The 20,661-nt window shown below is 70.0% G+C and carries 18 protein-coding genes; 11 read left to right on the top strand and 7 right to left on the bottom strand.

Annotated elements, in window-relative coordinates; all coding sequences use genetic code 11:
* Nucleotides 1-21: 21 nt before the first annotated feature.
* Both GXW71_RS12865 and GXW71_RS12860 read left to right on the top strand, forming a co-directional pair.
* The gene (locus GXW71_RS12865) at nucleotides 22-1,038 is read left to right on the top strand and encodes an ABC transporter substrate-binding protein (protein WP_211852916.1); all 1,017 of its coding nucleotides are present in this window, start codon (nucleotides 22-24) and stop codon (nucleotides 1,036-1,038) included.
* Between the two features lie 94 nt (nucleotides 1,039-1,132).
* A complete protein-coding gene (locus tag GXW71_RS12860; RefSeq protein WP_211852915.1) occupies nucleotides 1,133-1,711 on the top strand; it encodes a type 1 glutamine amidotransferase domain-containing protein in 579 nt (192 codons plus the stop codon).
* A 22-nt stretch (nucleotides 1,712-1,733) separates the two neighbouring features.
* On the opposite strand, the gene GXW71_RS12855 is transcribed toward GXW71_RS12860, so the two are convergent.
* Nucleotides 1,734-4,043: a penicillin acylase family protein gene (locus GXW71_RS12855; RefSeq protein ID WP_211852914.1), complete on the bottom strand. Its 2,310-nt coding sequence runs from the start codon at nucleotides 4,041-4,043 to the stop codon at nucleotides 1,734-1,736.
* A gap of 78 nt (nucleotides 4,044-4,121) precedes the next feature.
* Between GXW71_RS12855 and GXW71_RS12850 the strand changes: the two genes are divergently transcribed.
* The gene (locus GXW71_RS12850; protein ID WP_211852913.1) at nucleotides 4,122-4,919 is read left to right on the top strand and encodes a GntR family transcriptional regulator; all 798 of its coding nucleotides are present in this window, start codon (nucleotides 4,122-4,124) and stop codon (nucleotides 4,917-4,919) included.
* A gap of 6 nt (nucleotides 4,920-4,925) precedes the next feature.
* Here GXW71_RS12850 and GXW71_RS12845 read toward each other — a convergent pair whose 3' ends face one another.
* Nucleotides 4,926-5,849, bottom strand: coding sequence for a 3-hydroxyacyl-CoA dehydrogenase family protein (locus tag GXW71_RS12845; RefSeq protein WP_211852912.1), 924 nt, complete (start codon nucleotides 5,847-5,849; stop codon nucleotides 4,926-4,928).
* Nucleotides 5,850-5,940: 91 nt separating this feature from the next.
* Here GXW71_RS12845 and GXW71_RS12840 point away from each other — a divergent pair, with 91 nt between their 5' ends.
* Entirely contained in the window at nucleotides 5,941-6,912 is a 972-nt protein-coding gene (locus tag GXW71_RS12840; RefSeq protein ID WP_211852911.1) for a Bug family tripartite tricarboxylate transporter substrate binding protein, read from the top strand.
* Between the two features lie 180 nt (nucleotides 6,913-7,092).
* On the opposite strand, the gene GXW71_RS12835 is transcribed toward GXW71_RS12840, so the two are convergent.
* A complete protein-coding gene (locus GXW71_RS12835; protein WP_211852910.1) occupies nucleotides 7,093-8,595 on the bottom strand; it encodes an ABC transporter substrate-binding protein in 1,503 nt (500 codons plus the stop codon).
* 92 nt (nucleotides 8,596-8,687) lie between these two features.
* Here GXW71_RS12835 and GXW71_RS12830 point away from each other — a divergent pair, with 92 nt between their 5' ends.
* The gene (locus tag GXW71_RS12830; RefSeq protein ID WP_246526524.1) at nucleotides 8,688-9,932 is read left to right on the top strand and encodes an aminotransferase class III-fold pyridoxal phosphate-dependent enzyme; all 1,245 of its coding nucleotides are present in this window, start codon (nucleotides 8,688-8,690) and stop codon (nucleotides 9,930-9,932) included.
* A gap of 1 nt (nucleotide 9,933) precedes the next feature.
* On the opposite strand, the gene GXW71_RS12825 is transcribed toward GXW71_RS12830, so the two are convergent.
* Nucleotides 9,934-11,367, bottom strand: a complete 1,434-nt coding sequence (locus GXW71_RS12825; protein WP_211852909.1) for an amidase — start codon at nucleotides 11,365-11,367, stop codon at nucleotides 9,934-9,936.
* 103 nt (nucleotides 11,368-11,470) lie between these two features.
* Here GXW71_RS12825 and GXW71_RS12820 point away from each other — a divergent pair, with 103 nt between their 5' ends.
* Nucleotides 11,471-13,045, top strand: a complete 1,575-nt coding sequence (locus GXW71_RS12820) for an ABC transporter substrate-binding protein (RefSeq protein WP_211852908.1) — start codon at nucleotides 11,471-11,473, stop codon at nucleotides 13,043-13,045.
* A 44-nt stretch (nucleotides 13,046-13,089) separates the two neighbouring features.
* Here the strand turns inward: GXW71_RS12820 and GXW71_RS12815 are convergent, their stop codons facing one another.
* Both GXW71_RS12815 and GXW71_RS12810 read right to left on the bottom strand, forming a co-directional pair.
* A complete protein-coding gene (locus tag GXW71_RS12815; protein WP_211852907.1) occupies nucleotides 13,090-13,425 on the bottom strand; it encodes a DUF1330 domain-containing protein in 336 nt (111 codons plus the stop codon).
* A gap of 128 nt (nucleotides 13,426-13,553) precedes the next feature.
* Entirely contained in the window at nucleotides 13,554-13,799 is a 246-nt protein-coding gene (locus GXW71_RS12810; protein WP_211852906.1) for a hypothetical protein, read from the bottom strand.
* A gap of 148 nt (nucleotides 13,800-13,947) precedes the next feature.
* Here GXW71_RS12810 and GXW71_RS12805 point away from each other — a divergent pair, with 148 nt between their 5' ends.
* The 5 genes from GXW71_RS12805 to GXW71_RS12785 all read left to right on the top strand — a co-directional run bounded on the left by GXW71_RS12805 (nucleotide 13,948) and on the right by GXW71_RS12785 (nucleotide 19,462).
* A complete protein-coding gene (locus GXW71_RS12805; RefSeq protein ID WP_211852905.1) occupies nucleotides 13,948-14,463 on the top strand; it encodes an RNA polymerase sigma factor in 516 nt (171 codons plus the stop codon).
* A gap of 131 nt (nucleotides 14,464-14,594) precedes the next feature.
* A complete protein-coding gene (locus GXW71_RS12800) occupies nucleotides 14,595-15,566 on the top strand; it encodes a FecR family protein (protein WP_211852904.1) in 972 nt (323 codons plus the stop codon).
* Nucleotides 15,567-15,666: 100 nt separating this feature from the next.
* Nucleotides 15,667-18,123 carry a TonB-dependent siderophore receptor gene (locus GXW71_RS12795; protein WP_246526522.1) on the top strand — a complete coding sequence of 819 codons (2,457 nt, stop codon included), beginning with the start codon at nucleotides 15,667-15,669 and terminating at the stop codon, nucleotides 18,121-18,123.
* On the top strand, nucleotides 18,123-19,277 hold the full coding sequence (locus GXW71_RS12790; RefSeq protein ID WP_211852903.1) for a PepSY-associated TM helix domain-containing protein: 1,155 nt from the start codon (nucleotides 18,123-18,125) through the stop codon (nucleotides 19,275-19,277). The genes GXW71_RS12795 and GXW71_RS12790 overlap by 1 nt, the downstream gene beginning before the upstream one ends.
* Nucleotides 19,274-19,462 carry a hypothetical protein gene (locus GXW71_RS12785; RefSeq protein WP_211852902.1) on the top strand — a complete coding sequence of 63 codons (189 nt, stop codon included), beginning with the start codon at nucleotides 19,274-19,276 and terminating at the stop codon, nucleotides 19,460-19,462. Before GXW71_RS12790 ends, GXW71_RS12785 begins: the two co-directional genes overlap by 4 nt.
* Here GXW71_RS12785 and GXW71_RS12780 read toward each other — a convergent pair.
* Nucleotides 19,444-20,580, bottom strand: coding sequence for a mechanosensitive ion channel family protein (locus GXW71_RS12780; protein ID WP_211852901.1), 1,137 nt, complete (start codon nucleotides 20,578-20,580; stop codon nucleotides 19,444-19,446). The two genes, GXW71_RS12785 and GXW71_RS12780, sit on opposite strands and share 19 nt — an antisense overlap.
* Nucleotides 20,581-20,661: the final 81 nt, after the last annotated feature.

Genomic DNA, 20,661 nt, shown 5'->3' with positions numbered 1-20,661 from the left:
GAGCGGGAGAGGAGACCGGGTATGACAATCACGGGCATGTCGGCGACGCGCCGCACGCTCCTGGGCGGGCTCGCGGGCGCCGCGTTCGCGGCATCCGCCCGCGCCCAGACGCGCGAACGCGTCAGCCTGGTGCTGAACTGGACACCGACGGCGGATCATGCGGCGTATTATTACGCCAAGGCCCAGGGCTGGTACGAAGCCGCCGGCATCGACCTGACCATCGAGACCGGGCGCGGCTCGGGCGCTTCCGCGCAGCGTGTCGCGGCCGGCGGCGCGCAGCTCGGCATCGCCGACATGGCGACCGCGATGCTGGCGCGCAGCCGCGGCGCGAAAGTCACCGCGGTCATGGTGGTCTACGCCAATTCGCCGCAGGGCTTCTATTGGCTGAAGAGCAGCGGCATCACCGGCCCGCGGGACTTTCCGGGACGCTCGATCGGCAATCCGCCGGGCGATGCTTCCCGCGTGATGTGGCCGGCCTTCGCTCGCAAGGTCGGCATCGACCCGGCGACGGTGCGCTTCGTCAACATCAGCCCGCAGGCCAAGATCCAGGCGTTGCGCAGCCGCGCCATAGACATCACCAGCGACTTCTACAATGAGCACGACCTGAAGCTGCGCGAGTTCGGCGAGGATCTCGGCTTCGTCGCCTGGCGCGACATCGACCTCAACCCCTACGGCAATTCCGTCATCGTCAATGACGACGTGCTGGCGGCGAAGCCGCAGATGGTTGAGAGTTTCGTGCGCGTCTCGCAGCGCGCCTTCGCCGCCTGCGTCGCCGATATCACGCCCGGCCTCAGGGCGCTGATGGCCGCGGTCTCCGGCCTCGACGAGGCCAATCAGCGCGATCAATGGAAGCGCATCCTGGAGCTGATGCGCGATCCCACGACGACCAGCGTGGCGCTCGGCGCCTTCAAGCCGGAGCGCGTCGCCGCTGATTACGAATTGCTGCGCACCTATTTCGAGGATGTGCGGCCGATGGAGGCCAGCCAGGCCTTCACCAACCGCTTCCTCGACACCGCAATTCGCATGCCGACGGCCTGAGCCGCCGGATGCGGACCGGCTCACGCCGGGGTGTCGGAACCACCGCTCCGGCCAAGCGTTTTCCCTCATCACCTGGCAGCGAGGGAGCACACGCATGGCCGAGCAATTGAGCGGCAAGACGATCGCGGTTCTGGCGACCGACGGTTTCGAGCAGGTGGAACTGACCGAGCCGGTGAAGGCGCTGCGGAAGGCCGGCGCGAAGGTGGAGATCGTGGCGCCGAAGACGGGGCAGATCACCGGCTTCCGCCACTTCGACAAGGGCGATACCGTCAAGGTCGATCGCCCCGTGCAGTCGGCCGATGCGGCATCCTATGACGGGCTGGTGCTGCCCGGCGGCGCGCATAATCCCGACAGCCTGCGCACCAACAAGGACGCGCTGCGCTTCGTCCGCGCCTTCTTCGACACCGGCAAGCCGGTCGCCGCCATCTGCCACGCCCCCTGGGTCCTGATCGATGCGGGCGTCGCCGAAGGCCGGCGCATGACCAGCTATGCCAGTATCCGCACCGATCTCCGCAACGCCGGCGCCGAGGTCGTGGACCAGGAGGTCGTGGTGGATAATGGCCTGGTCACCAGCCGGAACCCGGATGACCTGCCGGCCTTCTGCGCCAAGATGATCGAGGAATTCGCCGAAGGCCGGCACACGACGCGCACGGCCGACTGGCTGGCCCGCTGATCCGCCAGCGCTTTCCGGCGCGTCAGGGCCGCAGGATCTGCTGTGCCTCTGCCGCGCCGGCCAGAATGTCCCAGGCGTAGGTCATCGGCACCATCCGCGCCTCCGCCCAATCCGGGTGCTGGTCCGCGTAATGCGCGCTGCCGGGATGACCGGAAGCGCCGTGGAACACGACCCAGCGGGAATTCTCCCAGTTCCCGATATCGAAGACATAGCGCGCGAGCGCGCCATAGGTCGCGGCCGGGCCGGAGGCTGAGAGCAGGCCATTGGCCAGCACCGTATCCGTGTCGCCGCCGATGGCCCGCCCAACAGGATCGAGCAAGGGCGCCGCATCGGGCAAAGATGCGGAGAGCGGATGCACGAAGCGAGGCCTGTGGGCTTCCCCCCAGGCGCGCGCCGTGTCCTGCTGGGCGGCGCGCGACAGCGCTTCCTGCATCGCCTCCGCCCAGGGAAGGCCGCCCAGCAGCGTCGTGTCATCGGCGCGGAGCAGCGTGGGCAGCGCCCACCAGAGCTGGTTCTGCGGCACCACGCCGGGCGCCACGGTGAGGAAGGGGTGCCCCGCCAGCTCCCCGAGCCCGCTGCGCTCCGCGAGCAGCGCCGTCAGGGCGCGGCGGAAGGCAACATAGGCCGTGGCTGCCTCGCTGACGGCCTGCATGCGCCCATCCCATGCGAGCAGGCGCGCCCGCAGGGATGCCGCCGCGGCATCGGCCGGCTCCGGCAATGCGGCGAGACGCTCCTGGAACAACAGGGCATTGGCGGAGAGGGTGTCGCCATGCAGCGCCGCGGCGCCGTCGACGCTGCGCGCCTCCGGTTCCGACCGCAGCCGATCGAGGATGCGGCGCGCGCGGTAGGGCGGGTGGCAATCCGTGCAGAGGTAGTCCGGGCCGCCATCCGCCGCGACCCGGTTGTTGGCGGTGACGATCAGGCCTTCCGGCGGGTCGATGACGCAGGGCATCTCCTCATGCGGGATCCAGCCCTGCCACTCATGCGCACCGGTCCAGCCGGGCACCGGCAGCCAGCCATTACTGCGTGGCCGGCGCGGGACGCGGGCACGCACGAGGTGGCCGATGCTGCCACTGGTGTCGCCCGCGACCAGGTTGTGGTCGATCAATCCCCAGCCACGCGTCGCCTCGAACAGCGCCGCGACGCTCTCCGCGCGCAGCATGCGCGGCAGGCAGTCGAAGGAGAGATCGGTCTCGGCGAATTGCACGGAGCGCAGCGCAAGCGCGATGCCGCCCTCGCCCTGCGCGATGATGGGGCCGTGATCGGTCTCCAGCACCTCGACACGGCGCGGCGCCTCGCCGCGGATGGCGACCTCCTCCTCGCGCCGCCGCACCGGGCGCCACTCGTCGCGGAAGGCGCAGCGCGTGCCGGTCGCGTCCAGGCGCTCGACGAAGAGGTCGTGGATGTCGACGAAGGCATGCGTCACGCACCAGGCGACGCGCCCGTTATGCGCGAAGTGCGGAAAACCCGGCACGCCGGGCACGGTCAGCCCGATCACGTCGAAGGCATCGCAGGCGAGATGGCCCTGCGCATACATGTTCGGGATCTCGAAGACACGGTGCGGGTCGCCGGCCAGGACCGGGCGCCCTGTCGCGCTCCGCGCCGGCGCCACCGCCCAGTTGTTGCTGCCGCCGCCGGTCGCATCGCCATCCGCGGCGCCGAGCAGTGCGTCCATGCCCGGCGCGAGGTCGGCGAGCATCGCCGTCCAACGCTCCGCCTCCACGCCCGGCGGCACCAGCAGCAGGTCCCGCCCGCCGTCGTCGTAGCGCAGCTTGGCGGCGTTCTCGGCGCCCACCAGCGGCAGCGCCGCGGCGCGCCAGAGCTTGAACCAGACCGAGCCCATCAGCAGCCCGAGGCGGCGCATGACGGCGATGCAGTGCCAACCCTCCCAGGGCTCCGGCTCGGCGCCGAGCAGCCCGTATTCCACGGGATCGGGCGCGCCGGACGCGATGAAGGCGTTCACCCCGGCGACATAAGCGTCGACCATCGCGCGCGCGTCGCGCCCGAGGGCCGCGCAATCCCGCCGGCTGGCTGCTTCGACGCCTAGGCGCCGGGCCAGGACATCCCCCTCCGCCGCCGCCGGACCGAGCCATTCGGCGGCGCGGCCCAAGGCGCGGCGGCGGTTGAGCTCCATCTGGAACAGCCGGTCCTGGGCATGCACGAAGCCCTGGGCTCGGAAGGCGTCGATGGACGATCCCTCCGCCCGGATATGGGGGATGCCCCAGCGGTCCCGCAGCACCGTGACCGACGCGCCGAGCCCCGGCAGGTGCCGCTCGCCCGACACCGGCGGGACCGCGGCGCGGAGGGTCTCGGCGCTGAATGCTGGCGGCATGCGGAGCGTTCCCATATGAAGCGGGCGTTGGCCGCAGTCTGGTCCGAGGTGTGCGGCCCGTCGATATATCAAATAGTCATGGTGCGCATGGATCACCCGCCCAGAAGGCCCCGTCCCGCCCGCGGCCCCTCCCGCTCCGCCCCGGGGGACGGCGGCAGCTTCGGCTTCCTCACCCCGATCGGACGCGAGAACTTCACCGGCCGCGTCTATGCCGAGCTGCGCAACGCGCTGATGGAAGGCCGGATGCGGCCTGGGCAGCGCCTGAAGATCCGCGACCTGGCGCAGTCGCTCAGCGTCTCGGAAACGCCGGTGCGGGAAGCGGTGATGCAACTGGTGCGGGAACGCGCGCTGCGAATGGAGCAGGCGCGCGCCATCACCGTCGCCGGGCTGACGCTGGCGCAATATCTGGAGCTGCGCGAGGTGCGCATGGCGCTGGAAAGCATGGCAGCCGCCGCCGCCGCGACGCGCATCACCGAAGCCGGCATCCGCGCGCTGGAGCGCGCCCATGCCGAGCTGGTGCGGGCCGAGACGGCGGGGGATGCGCCAGTCGCAATCGGCGCCAATTGGCGCTTCCACCACGGCCTCTATCGGGCGGCGGCGATGCCGGAGCTGCTGGGGGTGATCGAGGGGATCTGGCTGCGCAACGGGCCGATGCTGAACCACCTCTACCCGCATGCGCGACCGACCTATCCCGGGCGGCACCGGCACCTCGACATTCTCGACGGGCTGCGCGCGCGGGATGCGGCGGCGACGCGCGCAGCCGTCATCGCCGATACGGTCGAGGGCGGCGCCGGCCTGGTCGCGCTGCTGCGCCGCATGGAGGAAGGCGCGACGGCTGCGCCGGCATCGCCGCCACCCCGCAAGCGGCAGAGCTGAAGCCTCTCAGCCCTCCTCATCGCGCAACAGTCGCGTCGCCGCCTTGAGCGTGCGTTCGTAGCGCGCCTTCTCCCGCGCCACCGCCTCGGCCGGCCAATCGCGGAAGCCACGCCCACTCTTGGCGCCGAGCCGGCCGTCCGCCACCAGTGCCTGCAGGGTCGCACTCGGCTCGGTGCCATTGTGCAGCGAGGGATAGATGCTGCGCGCCGCCGCGAGCTGGGTCTCCAGCCCGGCCAGTTCCTTCTGCAGCATCGGCCCCGCCGCGACATAGCGGAAGCCGAAGGCGTAGCGCACCGCGGCATCGACATCCTCCGCAGTCGCAAGCCCCTCGTCGATCGCGGCAAAGGCTTCGCGCATCAGCGCGTGCTGGATCCGGTTGGCGAGGAAGCCCGGCACATCGCGCCCAACGCGGATCGGCTTGCGGCCGAGGGAGGTCATGATCTCCGCAAGCCGATCGCAGATGGCGGGATCCGTGTATTCGCCGCGCACCACCTCGACACCCGGCACCAGGTGCGCCGGCAGGAAGAAGTGCAGATTCGCCATGCGTGCGCGGCTCGGCAGCTCCCGCGCGATATCGGTGATGCGCAGGCCCGAGGCATTGGTCGCCACCGGCACTCCGGCCGGCACGAGCCGATCGAGCATGGCGAAGATTTCGCGCTTCAGGTCAAGCCGCTCCGGCACGGCTTCGATCACCACCGCCGCATCCGTGAAGACGACCTCCTCGAGCGCACCCGGGATATGCAGCGCGCCGACCTGCCCGGGATCGGCATCGAGCTGCTCCAGCGAGGATCGCACCCGCGCCTCACGCAATGACCAGGCAGCGGGATCAGTCTCGATCGCGCTGACACGCCAGCCACCGGCCAGGAAAATGGCTGCGATATCGCAGCCCATCAGACCGAGACCCACCACGACGGCATGTTGCTGCGACATCCGTATCCTCCTTATTCGGCGCGTTCTTTGACCGGTGTGCGGAGGCAAGGCAATCTCCCGCCCAACGATCTGATCCGAGGAAACACGTTCCATGCTCTCACGCCGTCACATCCTGGCAGGCGCCGCGGTGCTTGCCGCGCCCTCCTTCGCCCGCGCCCAGGCGGGCTGGCCCGGCGAGCGGCCCATCGACATGATCGTGCCCTATCCGCCGGGCGGTGGCGTGGACACCATGGCACGGCTGGTCATGCCCCATGTCATGAAGCATCTGGGCCGGAACGCACGATCGGTGGTGAGCAACCGCGGCGGTGCCGGCGGCCAGGTGGGGTTCGAATATGGATTCAACGCTGCACCGGACGGCTACACGCTGTGCGCGGTGACGTTGCCCGCCATCAGCACCTTTCCCCTGGAGCGCAGCGTGCGCTACCGGCCGCTGGACTTCAGCTTCCTCGCCAATGTAGTGGACGACCCCAACACCATTTACGTCGCGGCGAATTCGCCGCTGCGAACGCTCGCCGACCTCGTCGCAGCGGCCAAGGCGCGGCCGGGCGAGCTCAGCTACGGCACCACCGGGATCGGCTCCGACGATCACATCCTCATGCTGAACTTCGAGGCGATCGCCGGTATCCCGGAGATGACGCATGTGCCCTTCGCCGGCGCCGCGCCGCTGATGACGCAGATCCTGGGCGGCCACCTGCCGCTCGGCGTCGCCAATATGGCGGAGATCTACGCCGGCCTGCGCGAAGGCCAGCTCCGCTCGCTGGGCCAGGCGGCGGAGCAGCGCTGGCAGGCGACCCCCGACGTGCCGACCTTTCGCGAGCAAGGCTTCGACCTGGTGGGGGGCTCGGCGCGCGGCATCGTCGGCCCGCCGGGCCTCCCCGAGCCGATCCGCACCGCGCTGGAGCGCGCCTTCACCGCAGCGCTGGCGGATCCGGAGTTCCTGCGCGAAGCGGAGCGCGTCGGGCTGCCGCTGCGTCCGGCGGTGGGCACAGCCTACAGGGCCATGGCCGCAAGCACGGATGAGCAGGTAAAGGCGCTCTGGCAGCGTCGCCCGTGGAACCGGTGAGCGGGCTCGCCTCCAGAACCCGTTGTCTGATCGCGTGATTCAGGCTTTTCGGCGATTCCGCCTCACGTCATCACGCTCTAGAGCATGATGCGTTCGCATACGCTCACGCACCATGCTCCAGCACATTGTTTGATCGCGTGATTCAGACTTTTCGGCGATTCCGCCTCAAGTCATCACGCTCTAACGGCGCAGCCGCAAGCCCTGCACCCGGATCAGGCCGTCCGGCACCAGGCGCAGCCCCTCCACGGCGGCGGCGGTGCCGAAGAAGGACTGGGGATGCCAGAGGTAGATATAGGGCCGGTCCTCCAGCAGCACCTGCATCGCCCGGGCGTAGGCCGCGAGCCGCGCCGTTGGATCGACGCTGGTGCGGCCCTCGCGCAGCGCCGCATCGGCGGCTTCGCTGCAATAGCGTCCGCCGTTCAGGGATTCGCCGCAGGCGTTGAAACCCCAGAGATTGCCGTCGATATCGGTGCGTCCGGACCAGGCGATGATCAGCGCCTCGAAGTCGCCTGCGGTCCATTGCCGCAGCAGGGTCGCCACTTCGATCACCTGGAGGTCGAGATCGATCCCCGCCTCTGCCGCCATCGCCTGGATCACCTCGGCGGCCTGGACATATTCGGTGGTGTTGGGAACGGAGAAGCGGATCCGCACACGCTCCAGCCCCGCCTCCCGCAGCAGGGCGCGGGCCCGCGCCAGGTCGCGTCCGGGTACCGGGATGCCGCCGATGTGGTGCGGATGGCCGGGCGGCGTCGACTGGTTGCCGGGGCGGTAGAGCCCATCGAAGGCGACGCGGTTCAGCACCTCCCGGTCGATCGCCGCCTCCAGTGCCGCGCGCACCCGCGGATCGCGGCCGAGCGGCGTGTTCGCCCGCGCCCCGTTCGCGACGTTGACAGCGATATAGACCGCGGCGAGCGAGGGCCCTTCCAGTAGCCGCACCCGGCGGTCCTGCCGCAATGTCTCGACATCCGAGGTGTTCGCCCGCTCGATCACGTCGAGCGAGCCGGCGCGAAGATTGGCGGCGCGCACGGTGGTATCGGTGATCGGGCGGTAGATGACGCGCTCGGCATGGATGGCGGCGCGGTCCCAGTAGCCGTCGAAGCGCTCCAGCTCGATGCGGTCCTGGGCGACGCGCCGGGTCAGCCGGAAGGGACCGGCGCAGGCGGGCTCACGCTGGAAGTCGGCCCCCAGCACGGTTGCCTGCCGCGGCGAAACCAGCATGCCGGCGCGGTCGGACAGGGCGGCCAGCAGCGGCGCGAAGGGCTGGCTCAGGCGGATGCGGAGCTGCATCGGGCCCGCCGCCTCGATCGCCGTCACCGGACCCATCTCGCCGCGCCGGGTGGAGCCCGGCGTCGAGAAGTGCCGGTTCAGCCCGGCGACCGCCGCTTCGGCATCGAGCGCTGCGCCATCCTGGAAGCGCACGTCCGGCCGCAGGGTGAGCAGCAGCGCCCGCCCTTCTTCTTCCCAGGCCCAGCCGGTGGCGAGCTGCGGCACCAGCTCGCCGCGCTCATTCACCTCGATCAGCTTGTCGCACATCGCCATGAAGACCTGCCGCGCGGCGACGCTGCGCGACAGGGTCGGGTCGAGCACGTCCGGGTCGGAGGCGATGCCGATGCGGAGCGTCTGCGCGGCCGCAGGCGCCGCAGCGAGGGCGAGGCCGAGCAGGCCGGCAAGCAGCGGTCGCATCATCTTGTTCCCCGGTTCGTGCCCATGCTGCCGCATTCCCACTGGGTTTGACCACATGATATATCGAACGACCGCAAGCTCACGGAGCGCCCATGGCCGACGCCGCCTTCCCCATGACTGCCGCCGGCCGGGACGCCGAACTGCGGGAGCGTGCGCGCCGAGTGATCCCGGGCGGCCTCTGGGGGCATCTCAACGCCGCCAACCTGCCGCCCGGTTATCCGCAGTATTTCGCCCGTGCCGAGGGTTGCCGCCTCTGGGATGTGGATGGGCGGGAGGTGGTGGACTTCATGTGCTCCTGGGGGCCGGTCGTGCTCGGCCATCGCCACCCGGCCGTCGAGGAAGCGGCGCGGCGCCAGGCGGCGCTGGGCGATTGCATGAACGGCCCGGCGCCGGCGCTGGTCGAACTCGCCGAGCGCCTGGTCGGCACCATCCCGCACGCCGATTGGTGCCTGCTGTCGAAGAACGGCACCGATGCGACGACCGCCTGCGTCACCATCGCGCGTGCCGGGACGGGACGGCGCAAGGTGCTGGTCGCGCGCGGCTCCTACCATGGCGCCGTGCCCTGGTGCTCCCCTTCCATCGCCGGCGTCACCACGGAGGACCGTGCGCATCTGGTCTTCTACGACTACAATGACATCGCGTCCGTGGAGGCCGCGGCCGAAGCGGTGAAGGGCGACCTCGCGGCGATCATCGTCACCGCCTTCCGCCACGACATGGCGCGGGCGCTGGAGCTGCCGGATCCCGGCTTCGCGCAGGCGCTGCGCGCGCTCTGCGACCGGGAAAGTGCGGCCCTGATCCTGGACGATGTGCGCGCCGGCTTCCGGCTGCATCTCGGCGGGTCCTGGGAGACGCTTGGCGTGCGCCCGGACCTTGCCGCCTACAGCAAGGCGATTGCCAACGGGCATCCGCTGGCCGCCATCACCGGTGCCGAATGGCTGCGGGAGGCGGCGAGCAAGGTCTACACCACCGGGTCCTTCTGGTGCGGCGCAGTGCCGATGGCCGCCGCCATTGCGACGCTCGACGAGCTCCACCGCATCGACGGCCCCGCGCGGATGCGCACGATGGGCGAACGGCTGCGCGCGGGGCTCGATACCGGTGCCGCACGCCATGGCATCGCGGTGCGCCAGACCGGCCCCGCCCAGATGCCACTGATGCTGTTCGAGGGCGATGAAGGCTTCCGACTCGGCAATGCCTTCTGCGCCGCGGCGCTGGCGGCGGGCGCCTATTTCCACCCGCGCCACAACATGTTCCTGTCCTGCGCCCATACCGAAGCCGATATCGACCGCGCGCTGCAGGCGGCCGATGTCGGCTTCGCGGCGGTGGCGAAGCTCGGCTGACTCAGTTCAGCGATGGCCGGTGCTGCGCCCAGGGACGATCCTGCTCCAGCAGCGCGCCGAGGCGCAGCAGGTTCATATCGGCGCCCCAGGGGCCGACGAGTTGCACCGCAGTGGGCAAGCCGTCATCGGCGAAGCCGGAGGGGATGGTGAGCGCCGGATGCCCCGTCAGGTTGAAGGGGTACATGTAGCTGCTCCAGCCCTGGCGGGTGATGCCGCAGGTCTCGCCCTCGATCTCGATCTCGTCATGCGCGGCGTCGAAATCGGCCGGCAGCGCGGTGCGCGTCAGCGTCGGCGTCACCAGCACGTCGTAGCGTTCGAACAGCTCCTGGATGGTGCGGAACAGCCGCGTCCGCGCGAACTGCGCCTCGCGGAACTCAGTCAGCGAGAATTTCGACCCGCGTTCCATGAAAGCGAGCAGCACCGGGTCCATCCGATTGTGCCATTCCGGCAGGTACTGCGCGCAGGTCACGGCGAAGCCGGCCTGGTACATGATGCGGCCGGGGAACTCCATCCAGTCGATGGCGTCCGTCACCTCCTCCACCTGGGCGCCGCGTGCGGCGAGCGCATCGAGCGAGGCGATGGTATTCGCCGCCATCTCCCGCTGCACCCGCGCGTTGCAGGCGCGCGCGATGTAGCCGACGCGCAACCCGTGCAGGTCACCGCCGATCAGCCCCGGCGACAGCGGCGCGAGAGCCGGGCCGCGCAGGCTCTGCGCATCGCGCGGGCTGGGCCCGGTCAGGACGGAGAACATTACTGCCGCATCCGTCACCGTGCGGGTCATCGGCCCGGCATAGACATTGTTCGCGAAGGTGTCGGCGGCTGCCTCCCAGGGCACGGCGCCGAGCGTCGCCTTCAGCCCGACGATGCCGCAGCAGGCGGCCGGGATGCGCACCGAGCCGGCGCCATCGGTGCCAAGGCCGAGCGGCCCCAACCCCGCGGCGACCGCTGCCGCGGCGCCGCCGGAGGAGCCGCCGGTCGTGCGCGTGAGGTCCCAGGGATTGCGGGTGATGCCGAAGCTCGGGCCATCCGTCAGCCCCTTGTGGCCGAATTCCGGCATCGTCGTTTTGCCGAGCAGGATGGTCCCCGCCTCCCGCAGCCGGGTCGCGGTGATGTCGTCCCGCACCGGCAGATTCTCGGCGAAGATCGCCGAGCCATGAGTGGTGCGGATGCCGGCGGTGTCCACCTGGTCCTTGATATGCATGGGCACGCCGTGCAGCGGGCCTAGCGCCGCGCCATCCATCACCGCCTGCTCCGCCACGCGCGCCGCGGCCATCGCCTGATCCGACAACACGGTCACGAAGGCATTGAGGCGCGGTTGCTCGCGCGCGATCGCGGCCAGCACCGCGCGCGTCAGCTCGACCGGGGACAACGCCCGGCGGCGGATCAGCGCCGCCGCTGATGTCGCCGGCATGAAGAGAAGCTCGGCATCGGGCATCGGCGCGTTTCCTCCTTGCGCGGGGGCAGTCGGGTAGCGCAGCCTGCCATAGGATATATCGAACTGCGAGGCCCGGCCCGCCCAACGACCGAGGGAACTGCACATGCCCATCGCGGAATTCGGACGCCGCGGCCTGCTGGCCGGCGGCGGTGCATTGGCGGCGTCGGGGATCATCCGGCCGCCCGAGGCACGGGCCGAGCGGCAGCTCAATCTCGTGCTCGAATCCGAGGTCGTCATCCTCGACCCCTATGTGACGACGGCCGCGATCACCCGCACCTTCGGCTTCCATGTCTTCGATACGCTCTTCGCCATGGATGGGCAGGGGCGGATCCAGCCGCAGATGGCCGAAGGCCACACGGTCTCGGCCGACCGCCTGACCTGGGGCATCACCCTGCGCCCGGGGCTGACCTTCCATGACGGCCAGCCGGTGACCGCGGTGGACGTCGTCGCCTCCCTCGAGCGCTGGATGCCGCGCGACGCGCTTGGGCGCATGCTGCTCGACGCGCGCGAAAGCCTGATCATCAAGGATGCGCGCAGCATCGAGCTGCGGCTGAAGCGTCCTTTCCCGCTGATGCTGGAAGTGTTGGGCAAGCCCAATGCGCCGGTGCCCGTCATCCTGCCCGAACGCATCGCGCGCACCCCCGGCGATCAGCGCATCACCGAGATCATCGGCTCCGGCCCCTTCCGCTTCCGCCCGGATCTGTGGCGGCCCGGCAATGCCATGGTGCTGGAGAAATTCGCGGGCTACGTGCCGCGCGCCGAAGCGCCGGACTTCCTCTCGGGTGGCAAGCGCGTGCAGGTGGACAGCCTGATGCTGCGCGTGCTGCCGGACCAGGCCACGGCAGCGACCGCGCTGATCGCCGGCGAGATCGACTACCAGCAATATGTGCCCTTCGACTGGATACCCCGTCTGGAACGTGCGCGCGATGTGCGGCTGCTCTCGCTTGGCGGCTTGCATCAGTTCCAGGGCAATTTCCGCCTGAACCACAGCTTCCCGCCCTTCGACGACCCGGCGGTGCGGCGCGTGCTGTGGAAGCTTGTCGACCAGAGCACGGTGCTGCAGGCGATCGGCATCCCGGAACGCTTCCGCGCCCCGCAATGCCCCTCCTTCTGGATGTGCGACGCGCCCTACAGCACCGATGCCGGCGCCGAGGGCGCGCGGCTGGCGGTGGAGGCGGCGAAGGCCGAGCTTGCGCGCACCTCCTATCGCGGCCAGCCGGTGGTCTTCCTGCAGGTCTCGGGCTCCATCTCCCAGACCGCGGCGCAGGTGCTGGTGCAGAACATGAAGCAGGCCGGCTTCACGGTGGACGAGCAGGTGATGGATTGGGGCACTGTGCTGGCCCGGCGCGGGCGCCGCGAGGGCTGGAGCATCTTCTCGGTCTATTCCAACGGCGTCGACATGCTGACGCCGCTGACCCATTTCTATATCGCCAGCACCTGTGCGGATTACCCCGGCTGGTCCTGCGACGACCGCATCCCCAGGCTGACGCGCGCCTTCGCCGATGCCGAGAGCCAGGAGGACCGCAAGCGGATCGCGGCCGAGATCCAGGGCATCGCCTATGAGCTGGTGCCGAACGTCATGTGGGGCCAGTTCACCATTCCGGCCGCCTACCGGACATCGCTGCGCGGGCTGATGCAATCCTCCTTCCCGATCTTCTGGAACGTGGAGAAGACCTGAGGGGGCGCCGCGCGGCAATCAGCGCCCACCCGCGCTCCGCCGCGTCACCCGATGCCCAGCGTCTTCAGGAAATCCGTCGCGCGGTAGGTCTCCGGCACGGTGTCCACCAGGAAGGCGGTGGAATCGCTGTTCCCGGTGCGCAGCGGCAGGATCGCCTGGTAGGCCGGCGAGCGGTACCAGGCTTCCGCCCGCGCCCGATCGGGGAAGATGATGACGACGAAATCCCCAACCCAGCCCTCCTCCAGCACCGTGACCGGCTGGCCATGGACCAGGAAGCGGCCGTCATAGGGCGCGAGCGTGGCATCAATCTTCTGCAGATAGTCGAGAATGGCAGGCCCGAGATCGACCTTGCGGAGATTGGCGACGGCGAGAGTTGGCATGTCCGCTGTCCTGTTCCTGCGTGATGTGTCCGACACACGGGAAACTCGGATATCCCTCCGTGCCGATCGATTACCTGCGAGGTCATGAGAACAGCGCCGGTGTTCTCGCCGCTGAGGCAGACACCCGATCAGGCGGTACCGCCTGATCGGGCGAAGCTGCTCGCCAGTCGCAGGGCCAGCATGGGGAAGCGGAGCAGCGTGAGGTCGATCCGGAGCAGATGCGTCGCCGCGAGCCTGAGCCCGGCGCCGGGATGCGGTACCGCTTCGCGCAGCACAGCCAGATCCAGAGAACAGAGCAGGCAGAGCAGCGCGATGGCGGCGAGGCAGATCCAGACGTGCAATGCCGCCAGGGGTGTTTCCACGGTGTCGGACATGGTTTGCTCTTTCCGTCCTGGCGCCTTCTGCGCCGTCATGCCGAGGACGCGCGATCGCAGCCTGATCCGACAGCAAAGGGTGTTTTTCCTGCCGGCGCGGCCCAGCCCAGCAGTTGCGAGCCACTCGCAACTCCCGTAACACCGTCTCATGTCCGCCTGGCACACCGCCCTGGCCCAGCTTTTCCTGGAGCATCGCGCCCGGCTGGAACGCCTCGTCCGGCGGCGGACCGGCGACGGCGACCGCGCGGCGGACCTGGTGCAGGAGAGCTTCCTGCGGCTGCTCGCGGCCGGCGGCACCGGCAGTACGCCCGGCGACACCCGCCTGCTCTACGCCGTTACGCGCAACGCCGCGATCGATCAGCAGCGGTCGGCGCGGCGCCGCGCGGCGGCGATGCAGGCCCTCGCCCCGGAGCAGCTCCGCAGCGAGGTCGGGGCTGCCGATGGCGGCTTCGACGCCAGGGCGGCGTTGACCGCGCTGGAGGCGGCGCTGCGGGAATTGCCGGACCGCACGCGGGAGGTCTTCCTGCTGCGGCGTGTGGATGGCTTGCCGCATGCCGAGATCGCGGCGCGGCTCGGCATGCCGGTCAGCACGGTCGAGAAGCACCTGCTGCGCGCCATCCGGCACTGCCAGTCCCGCCTCGCCGACCATCTCGACCCGTCATGACCCGGCCCAGTCCCGCGGCGGCTTTGCCGCGTTCAGGCGTTGAATGGCATGAGTGCCCTGACAAGAGACCTGATGCGCATGCGGCATAGTGAAACTGGTCCGGTGCTCCGTCGGCGGGGATGGCGGTGACCGTGGCGTCCGAACCGGACATCACGCGATCGCAGCGCGACCAGGCTGCCCGCTGGCTGGTCCGCCTCGATGGCGGTTCCATCGACGAGGCGGAGCGCCGGTCCCTCGCCGCGTGGCTGGCGGCCGATCCGCGCCACGCCGCAGCGCTGCGGGAGGCTGAGGCGGTGTGGGATCGGCTGGAGGCGCCGGCCCGCCGCCTGGCGGCGGAACGCGCCACGGCCCCGCAGCCGCGGCCGTCGCGTCGCGGGCGGCCTTGGATCTGGGCCGGCGCGGGGCTGGCGGCGCCGGCGCTCGCGTTGCTGCTCTGGTGCGCCGCGCCGGATCTCGGCCGCCTGGCGGGGAATCTCGGCGCCGACGTCGTGACTGCTCAGGGGGAACGGCGCAGCCTGGACCTGCCCGACGGATCCAGCCTGGAGCTCGCGCCCGATACCGCCGTCGCCCTCGGCTTCGATGCCGGCCGGCGGGAGGTGCACCTGCTCCGCGGCCAAGCTTTTTTCACGGTGCGCCGCGGGCTCGAGACCAGCTTCACGGTCCTCGCCGGCCAGGGCCGGGTCCGCGTGCTCGGCACCCGCTTCGATGTGGAGCGCGCCGGCGACCGGGTCGATGTCACGGTCGAAAACGGCCTGGTGGAAGTTTCGGGACGGCTGGGCGTCACGCCTGTCCGCCTGCGCGGCGGCCAGCGGGTCACGGTCGAAGGCGGGCGGCTGACCCGGCCTGGCCCGGCGGCGCTGGACGCGGCGCTCGCCTGGCGGAGCGGCAGCCTGGTCTTCTATCGGGAGCCCCTGCCGCGCGTGGTGGCCCGTCTGGAGCGGCAGCGGTCTGGCCGCATTCTGGTGGCGCGGGAAAGCCTGCGCGACCTGACGGTCTCCGGCGCCTTTCCCGGCGAGGACAGCGACGGCGCCCTGCGCGCGATCGCGGACACGCTGGACGCCCGCCTCGTCACCGTCACGCCCTGGCTGACGATCCTGTACTGAAGAAAAATCCGGCGGGTTTGCCGGCCTCGGTCGTCACTGGAGATGAGAGTGGCTCGCAATCGTGCCCGTGGGGCGCGAAGTCACTGCGTGGGACGACCGGATGACGGCTCAGATTTCGACGCGGCGCATTGCCGCCGCATCGCTCTTCGGCTGGCTGATCGGGGCAGCGACCCTGCTGGCGGCCGGCAGCCTGCCGGATCTGGCGCAGCCCGCACCCGGCACGCGCCCCGCCCAGGCTGCAGCCGGACAGGGCATCCGGGTCGACATCCCGGCGCAGCCCCTGCCGCAGGCGCTGGCGGCGCTCAGCGCGGCGACCGGGCTGCATGTGCTCTATACCGGAGACCGGCCCTTCGGCGTGACCAGCCGGGCGGTGTCCGGGAGCATGACCGCCGAACAGGCGCTGCAACGCCTGCTGGCCGGGACCGGGCTGAGCTACAGCTTCACCAATGCGAATACCGTGACCCTGGTCCCGGCGCCGCCAGCGCCGAGCAGCGACGCCGGCCCCACCACCCTGCCCGAGATCGATGTCACCGCCGGACAGCAGCGCGGCTGGAGCCCGGCGCGCGGCTATCTGCCGGAGGTCAGCGCCACCGGCACCCGGACCGACACGCCGCCGCTGGAGACGCCGCAATCCATTGTCACCGTCACCCGCGAACAGATGCAGGCCCAGGCGGTGCAGGAGGTGGGTGCCGCGCTGCGCTACGCGCCGGGCGTCGCGGCCGAGCCCTTCGGGGTCAGCGATCCGCGCAGCGACTGGGTGCGCGCCCGCGGCTTCGAGCTGCCGCAATATCTCGACGGGCTGCGCCTGCCGAGCCTGACCTATGCGCCGCAGCCGCGCACTGAGCTCTGGGGGCTGGAGCGGATCGAGGTGCTGCTTGGCCCGGCCTCCGCGCTCTATGGGCAGGTGCCGCCGGGCGGCATGATGAACATGATCAGCCGCCGCCCGCCGGCCGAGCCGACGCATGAGATCCAGTTGCAGACCGGCAGCTATGGCCGACTGCAGGGCAGCTTCGACCTCGGCGGGCCGATCGACCCCGAGGGCCGGTTCCTCTACCGCTTCACCGGCCTGGTGCGGGATGCCGACACCCAGACGGATGAGCTGCGCGACCGCCGGCTGTTCCTGGCACCTTCCATCACCTGGCGCCCGACCGCCGACACCAGCCTCACGCTGCTCGCGAACATCCTGCGCGACCGCAACGGGATGGCGCAGTTCCTGCCGGCACAGGGAACCCTGCTCGGCAATCCCTTCGGCCGCATCCCGAGCAACCGCTTCCTCGGCGAGCCCGATTTCAATCGCGCGAACCGGACGCAATACGGCATCGGCTACGCCTTCGAGCACCGCTTCAACGACACCTGGACGGTGCGGCAGAACCTTCGCTACAGCGCCGTCGACCTCGCTATCGACACCGTCTACGCGCTCGGCCTCGCCGAGGATCTGCGCAGCGTGAACCGCGCCGCGGTCGGGATCCGCGAGCAGGGCCGGAGTTTCGGCGTCGACAACCAGGTGCAAGCGGATTTCGCGACCGGCCCGCTGCGACACCGCGTGCTGTTCGGCCTCGATTACCAGCGCATCACCGATGATCTCCGCTTCTCCATGGGCTCAGCCCCTTCGATCGACGCCTTCGCACCAGTCTATGGCCAGCCCTTCAGCCGCTCCTTGGCGCTGCTTCGCAGCACCGTGCAGGACCAGAACCAGTTCGGCGTCTATCTGCAGGACCAGATCCGGCTCGACCGCTGGGTGCTGACCCTGAGCGGTCGACATGACTGGGTGGATACGGAGACGCGGGACCGCGTCGGTGGCACCCGCGTCAACCAGAACGACACCGCCTTCTCCGGTCGGGTCGGGCTGAACTACGTCTTCGATTTCGGCCTCGCGCCCTATGTCTCCTATGCGCGGTCCTTCCAGCCGGTGACCGGCACCACCGCGGGCGGCACGCCCTTCCGGCCCTCGGAAGGCGAGCAGTATGAGATCGGCATCAAGTACCAGCCACCGGGCACGCGCAGCTTCGCCTCCCTGGCACTCTACCAGACGACACAGCGGAACGTGCTGACGCCCGATTCCCAGAACCCGAACTTCAACGTCCAGACCGGGGAAGCGCGGGTGCGCGGCGTCGAGCTGGCGGCGACCGCGAGCCTCGATCGCGGCCTCAACCTCACCGCCAGCTACACCTATGCGGACAGCGAAGTGACGCGCAGCAACGGCGCCGATCTCGGCAAGCAATTGGCGCAGGTGCCACGGCACCAGGCTTCGCTCTGGCTCGACCAGGGCTTTTCCGAAGGCCTGCTCGCCGGGCTCGGCCTCGGCGCCGGCGTGCGCGTCGTCGGTGCCGCCTATGGCGATGCCGCGAACAGCTTCCGTGCCTCTTCGGCCACGCTCGTCGACGCCGCGATTCGCTACGACCTTGGCCAGATCGGGCAACCCCTGCAGGGCATGCAGCTCGCGCTCAATGTGTCGAACCTGTTCGACAAGGACTATGTCGCCTCCTGCACCAGCATCGCCTCCTGCTACTACGGCAATCGCCGCCTGGTGCTGGTCTCGCTCGGGTACCGCTGGTGATGGATGCGACGCCCGGTCTGGCCGGCGCGGCAACACGCGCCGCGCCGGGCACGGCTTCGCCCGCCGCCTCGCGCGGCTTCCGCCTCTGCCTGTGGCTGCATCGCTGGACCGGGCTGATCGCGACGCCCTTCTTCCTGATCCTCTGCCTGACCGGCAGCATCCTGATCTTCAAGGATGAGGTCGCGGTCCTGCTGGGTGACCAGCCCGCGCTCGGCGATGCCGCCGGGGCGCCGCAGAGTCTGGCGGCACTGGTCGAGGCCGCGCAGCGGCAGCGGCCAGGACTGGAGCCGATGTCGGCCTGGCTGCCGGTGGAGGCGCCGGATCGCGCGATCATCGGCCTGCGGCCGCCGGGTGCGGCGGAATTCGAAGCCAGCCAGCCCGTGCTGCTCGACCGCGCGACCGCGGCCCCGATGCCCTTCTCCAATCCGGAGAAGACCCTGACCGGCTTCCTGCTGGAGCTGCATGCGCGCTGGTTCGCCGGCGTAGCGGGCGAGATCTTCGGCGGCATCATCGCGCTCCTGGTGCTGATCTCGCTCATCACCGGCGTGATCGTGCATGCCCCCTATGTACGGCGGCTCGCCTTCGGCACGGTCCGGCACGGGCGCGGCGCGCGCATCGTCCAGCTCGATCTGCACAACCTCGTCGGGGTGGTCGTGCTGGGCTGGGCCGTGCTGGTGACGGTGACCGGGATCAGCCTCGCCGCCGGCCATATCCTGCTGCATGTCTGGCAGGACACCGAGCTGCGCGAGATGGCCGGCCATGCGGATGCCCCGGTCACCACGCCGGTCTCGGTCGACATCGCGGCGGAGGCGGCGCGGCGCGCCATGCCGGGCGCCGCGCTGAACTTCGCGATCTGGCCGGGGACCGAGCTTTCCAGCCCGCGTCACTACACCTTCCTGATGTATGGCGCGCATCGCTATGACAAGGCGCTGTTCGATGTCGTGCTGGTGGATGCGGAGACCGCGACGGTCGCGGCGGCGCGGCCGCTGCCGCTCTACCTCAAGCTGGTGGTGCTGTCCGGACCGCTGCATTTCGGCGACTATGGCGGGCTGGCGCTGAAGATCTTCTGGTTCGCCAGCGCCTGGGCGACGCTGTTCATCACCGGCAACGGCGCCTGGCTCTGGTGGCGGCGGCGACGAGGGATCGCCGCGTGAACACACATCCCCAGCGCACCGCGACTCTGATGGCGCTGGCGGCCACGCTCGGCCTGGTGGGCGTGATGGTCCTGGATGGCTGGTGGATGCTGCCAGCCCTGCTGCTCGCGGGCTTGCCGCCGGCGGCAGGGCTGCTCGGCTATTGCCGGACGCGGGCCCGGCCGCGTCAGCCCCCCGCCGCCTGAAGGCCGCGCCGTTCCGGGAGGATCTGCCCGCCTTCGGGCAGGGATGCGACCTCGGTGCGCCGGCGCGGCAGGGCCCCCGGATGCTCGGCCTGAAGCCAGGCGATCATCGTCTCGCGCACCTCGCAGCGCAGGTCGAAAGCGCGGCCGGCATTGCTGGCGCTGACCAGCATGCGGACCTCCATCGTGTCCTGCCGGAACTCCACCACCTGCAGCACGGCCACCTGCCGATCCCACAGCGCCGACTGCTCGACGATCTCCTCCAGCTTGCGGCGCATCGCCTCGACCGGCGCGGTGTAGTCGAGATGGATGCTGACGCTGCCCAGCAGCGACGAGCTCTCGCGCGTCCAGTTCTGGAACGGCTTCTCGATGAAGTAGCTGAGCGGCAGCACCATCCGCCGCCAGTCCCAGAGCCGCACGACGACATAGGTCGTCGCGATCTCCTCCACATTGCCCCATTCATTCTCGACGATGACCGCATCCTCGAGGCGGATGGGCTGGGTGATGGCGAGCTGGATGCCGGCCATCACATTCTTCAGCAAAGGTTGCAGCGCCAGGCCGACGACCAGGCCGGCAGCGCCCGCGGAGGCGAGCAGGCTGACGCCATACTGACGGACGCTGTCGACGGTCATGAGCGCGGCCGCGACAGTGATGGTCAGGATCAGGAAGGATCCGACCCGTTGCAGGATGCGGAACTGGGTCGTGTGCTTGCGGGCGAGCAGGTTGTCCTCGGAATCGAGCTTGAAGCGCCGCAGATGCACCACCGACCAGATGTTGAGCGCCGAGCGGGCGACCCATCCGAGCAGGCAGATGAATCCGATGGCCAGGACCTGCCGCAGGATGCCGGTCTGGCGCTGGGTCAGGGGCGCGAAGCCGGCCACGGTCGATACCGCCATGATGATGATGGCGAACCGCACCAACCCTTCCGACCGGGACACCAGGGAACGCAGGAAAAGTGACTGATCACGCACCAGTCGGGTGAGGACCCGGTACAGCGCGGAATGGAGGAACCAGGCCATCGCGACTGCCAAAACCAGCAGCACGGTGCTGACCGCCCAGGCGGGGGCCCAGGCAAAGGATGCGACCGCATCGCGCGCGGCCTCGTCCAGCTCATCGAGCATGCATGACTCCCTGGTTTGCTGCGTTCCGGCTCAATGCGCCTGGGGTTGGAAAGTTTGCCCGCGGCGGCACGCATCCGCCGC

The organism is Plastoroseomonas hellenica, assembly GCF_018129085.1.
GTDB lineage: Bacteria > Pseudomonadota > Alphaproteobacteria > Acetobacterales > Acetobacteraceae > Plastoroseomonas > Plastoroseomonas hellenica.
The sequence above is the reverse complement of the archived record's forward strand: the minus strand, read 5'-3'. Positions and strand labels throughout refer to the sequence as shown.

What these genes read in the sequence shown, in the direction of transcription:
- GXW71_RS12865 (WP_211852916.1), top strand. Translation starts at nt 22, where the DNA reads ATGACAATCACGGGCATGTCGGCGACGCGCCGCACGCTCCTGGGCGGG.
- GXW71_RS12860 (WP_211852915.1), top strand. Translation starts at nt 1,133, where the DNA reads ATGGCCGAGCAATTGAGCGGCAAGACGATCGCGGTTCTGGCGACCGAC.
- GXW71_RS12855 (WP_211852914.1), bottom strand. Translation starts at nt 4,043, where the DNA reads ATGCCGCCAGCATTCAGCGCCGAGACCCTCCGCGCCGCGGTCCCGCCG.
- GXW71_RS12850 (WP_211852913.1), top strand. Translation starts at nt 4,122, where the DNA reads ATGGTGCGCATGGATCACCCGCCCAGAAGGCCCCGTCCCGCCCGCGGC.
- GXW71_RS12845 (WP_211852912.1), bottom strand. Translation starts at nt 5,849, where the DNA reads ATGTCGCAGCAACATGCCGTCGTGGTGGGTCTCGGTCTGATGGGCTGC.
- GXW71_RS12840 (WP_211852911.1), top strand. Translation starts at nt 5,941, where the DNA reads ATGCTCTCACGCCGTCACATCCTGGCAGGCGCCGCGGTGCTTGCCGCG.
- GXW71_RS12835 (WP_211852910.1), bottom strand. Translation starts at nt 8,595, where the DNA reads ATGCGACCGCTGCTTGCCGGCCTGCTCGGCCTCGCCCTCGCTGCGGCG.
- GXW71_RS12830 (WP_246526524.1), top strand. Translation starts at nt 8,688, where the DNA reads ATGGCCGACGCCGCCTTCCCCATGACTGCCGCCGGCCGGGACGCCGAA.
- GXW71_RS12825 (WP_211852909.1), bottom strand. Translation starts at nt 11,367, where the DNA reads ATGCCCGATGCCGAGCTTCTCTTCATGCCGGCGACATCAGCGGCGGCG.
- GXW71_RS12820 (WP_211852908.1), top strand. Translation starts at nt 11,471, where the DNA reads ATGCCCATCGCGGAATTCGGACGCCGCGGCCTGCTGGCCGGCGGCGGT.
- GXW71_RS12815 (WP_211852907.1), bottom strand. Translation starts at nt 13,425, where the DNA reads ATGCCAACTCTCGCCGTCGCCAATCTCCGCAAGGTCGATCTCGGGCCT.
- GXW71_RS12810 (WP_211852906.1), bottom strand. Translation starts at nt 13,799, where the DNA reads ATGTCCGACACCGTGGAAACACCCCTGGCGGCATTGCACGTCTGGATC.
- GXW71_RS12805 (WP_211852905.1), top strand. Translation starts at nt 13,948, where the DNA reads ATGTCCGCCTGGCACACCGCCCTGGCCCAGCTTTTCCTGGAGCATCGC.
- GXW71_RS12795 (WP_246526522.1), top strand. Translation starts at nt 15,667, where the DNA reads ATGACGGCTCAGATTTCGACGCGGCGCATTGCCGCCGCATCGCTCTTC.
- GXW71_RS12790 (WP_211852903.1), top strand. Translation starts at nt 18,123, where the DNA reads ATGGATGCGACGCCCGGTCTGGCCGGCGCGGCAACACGCGCCGCGCCG.
- GXW71_RS12780 (WP_211852901.1), bottom strand. Translation starts at nt 20,580, where the DNA reads ATGCTCGATGAGCTGGACGAGGCCGCGCGCGATGCGGTCGCATCCTTT.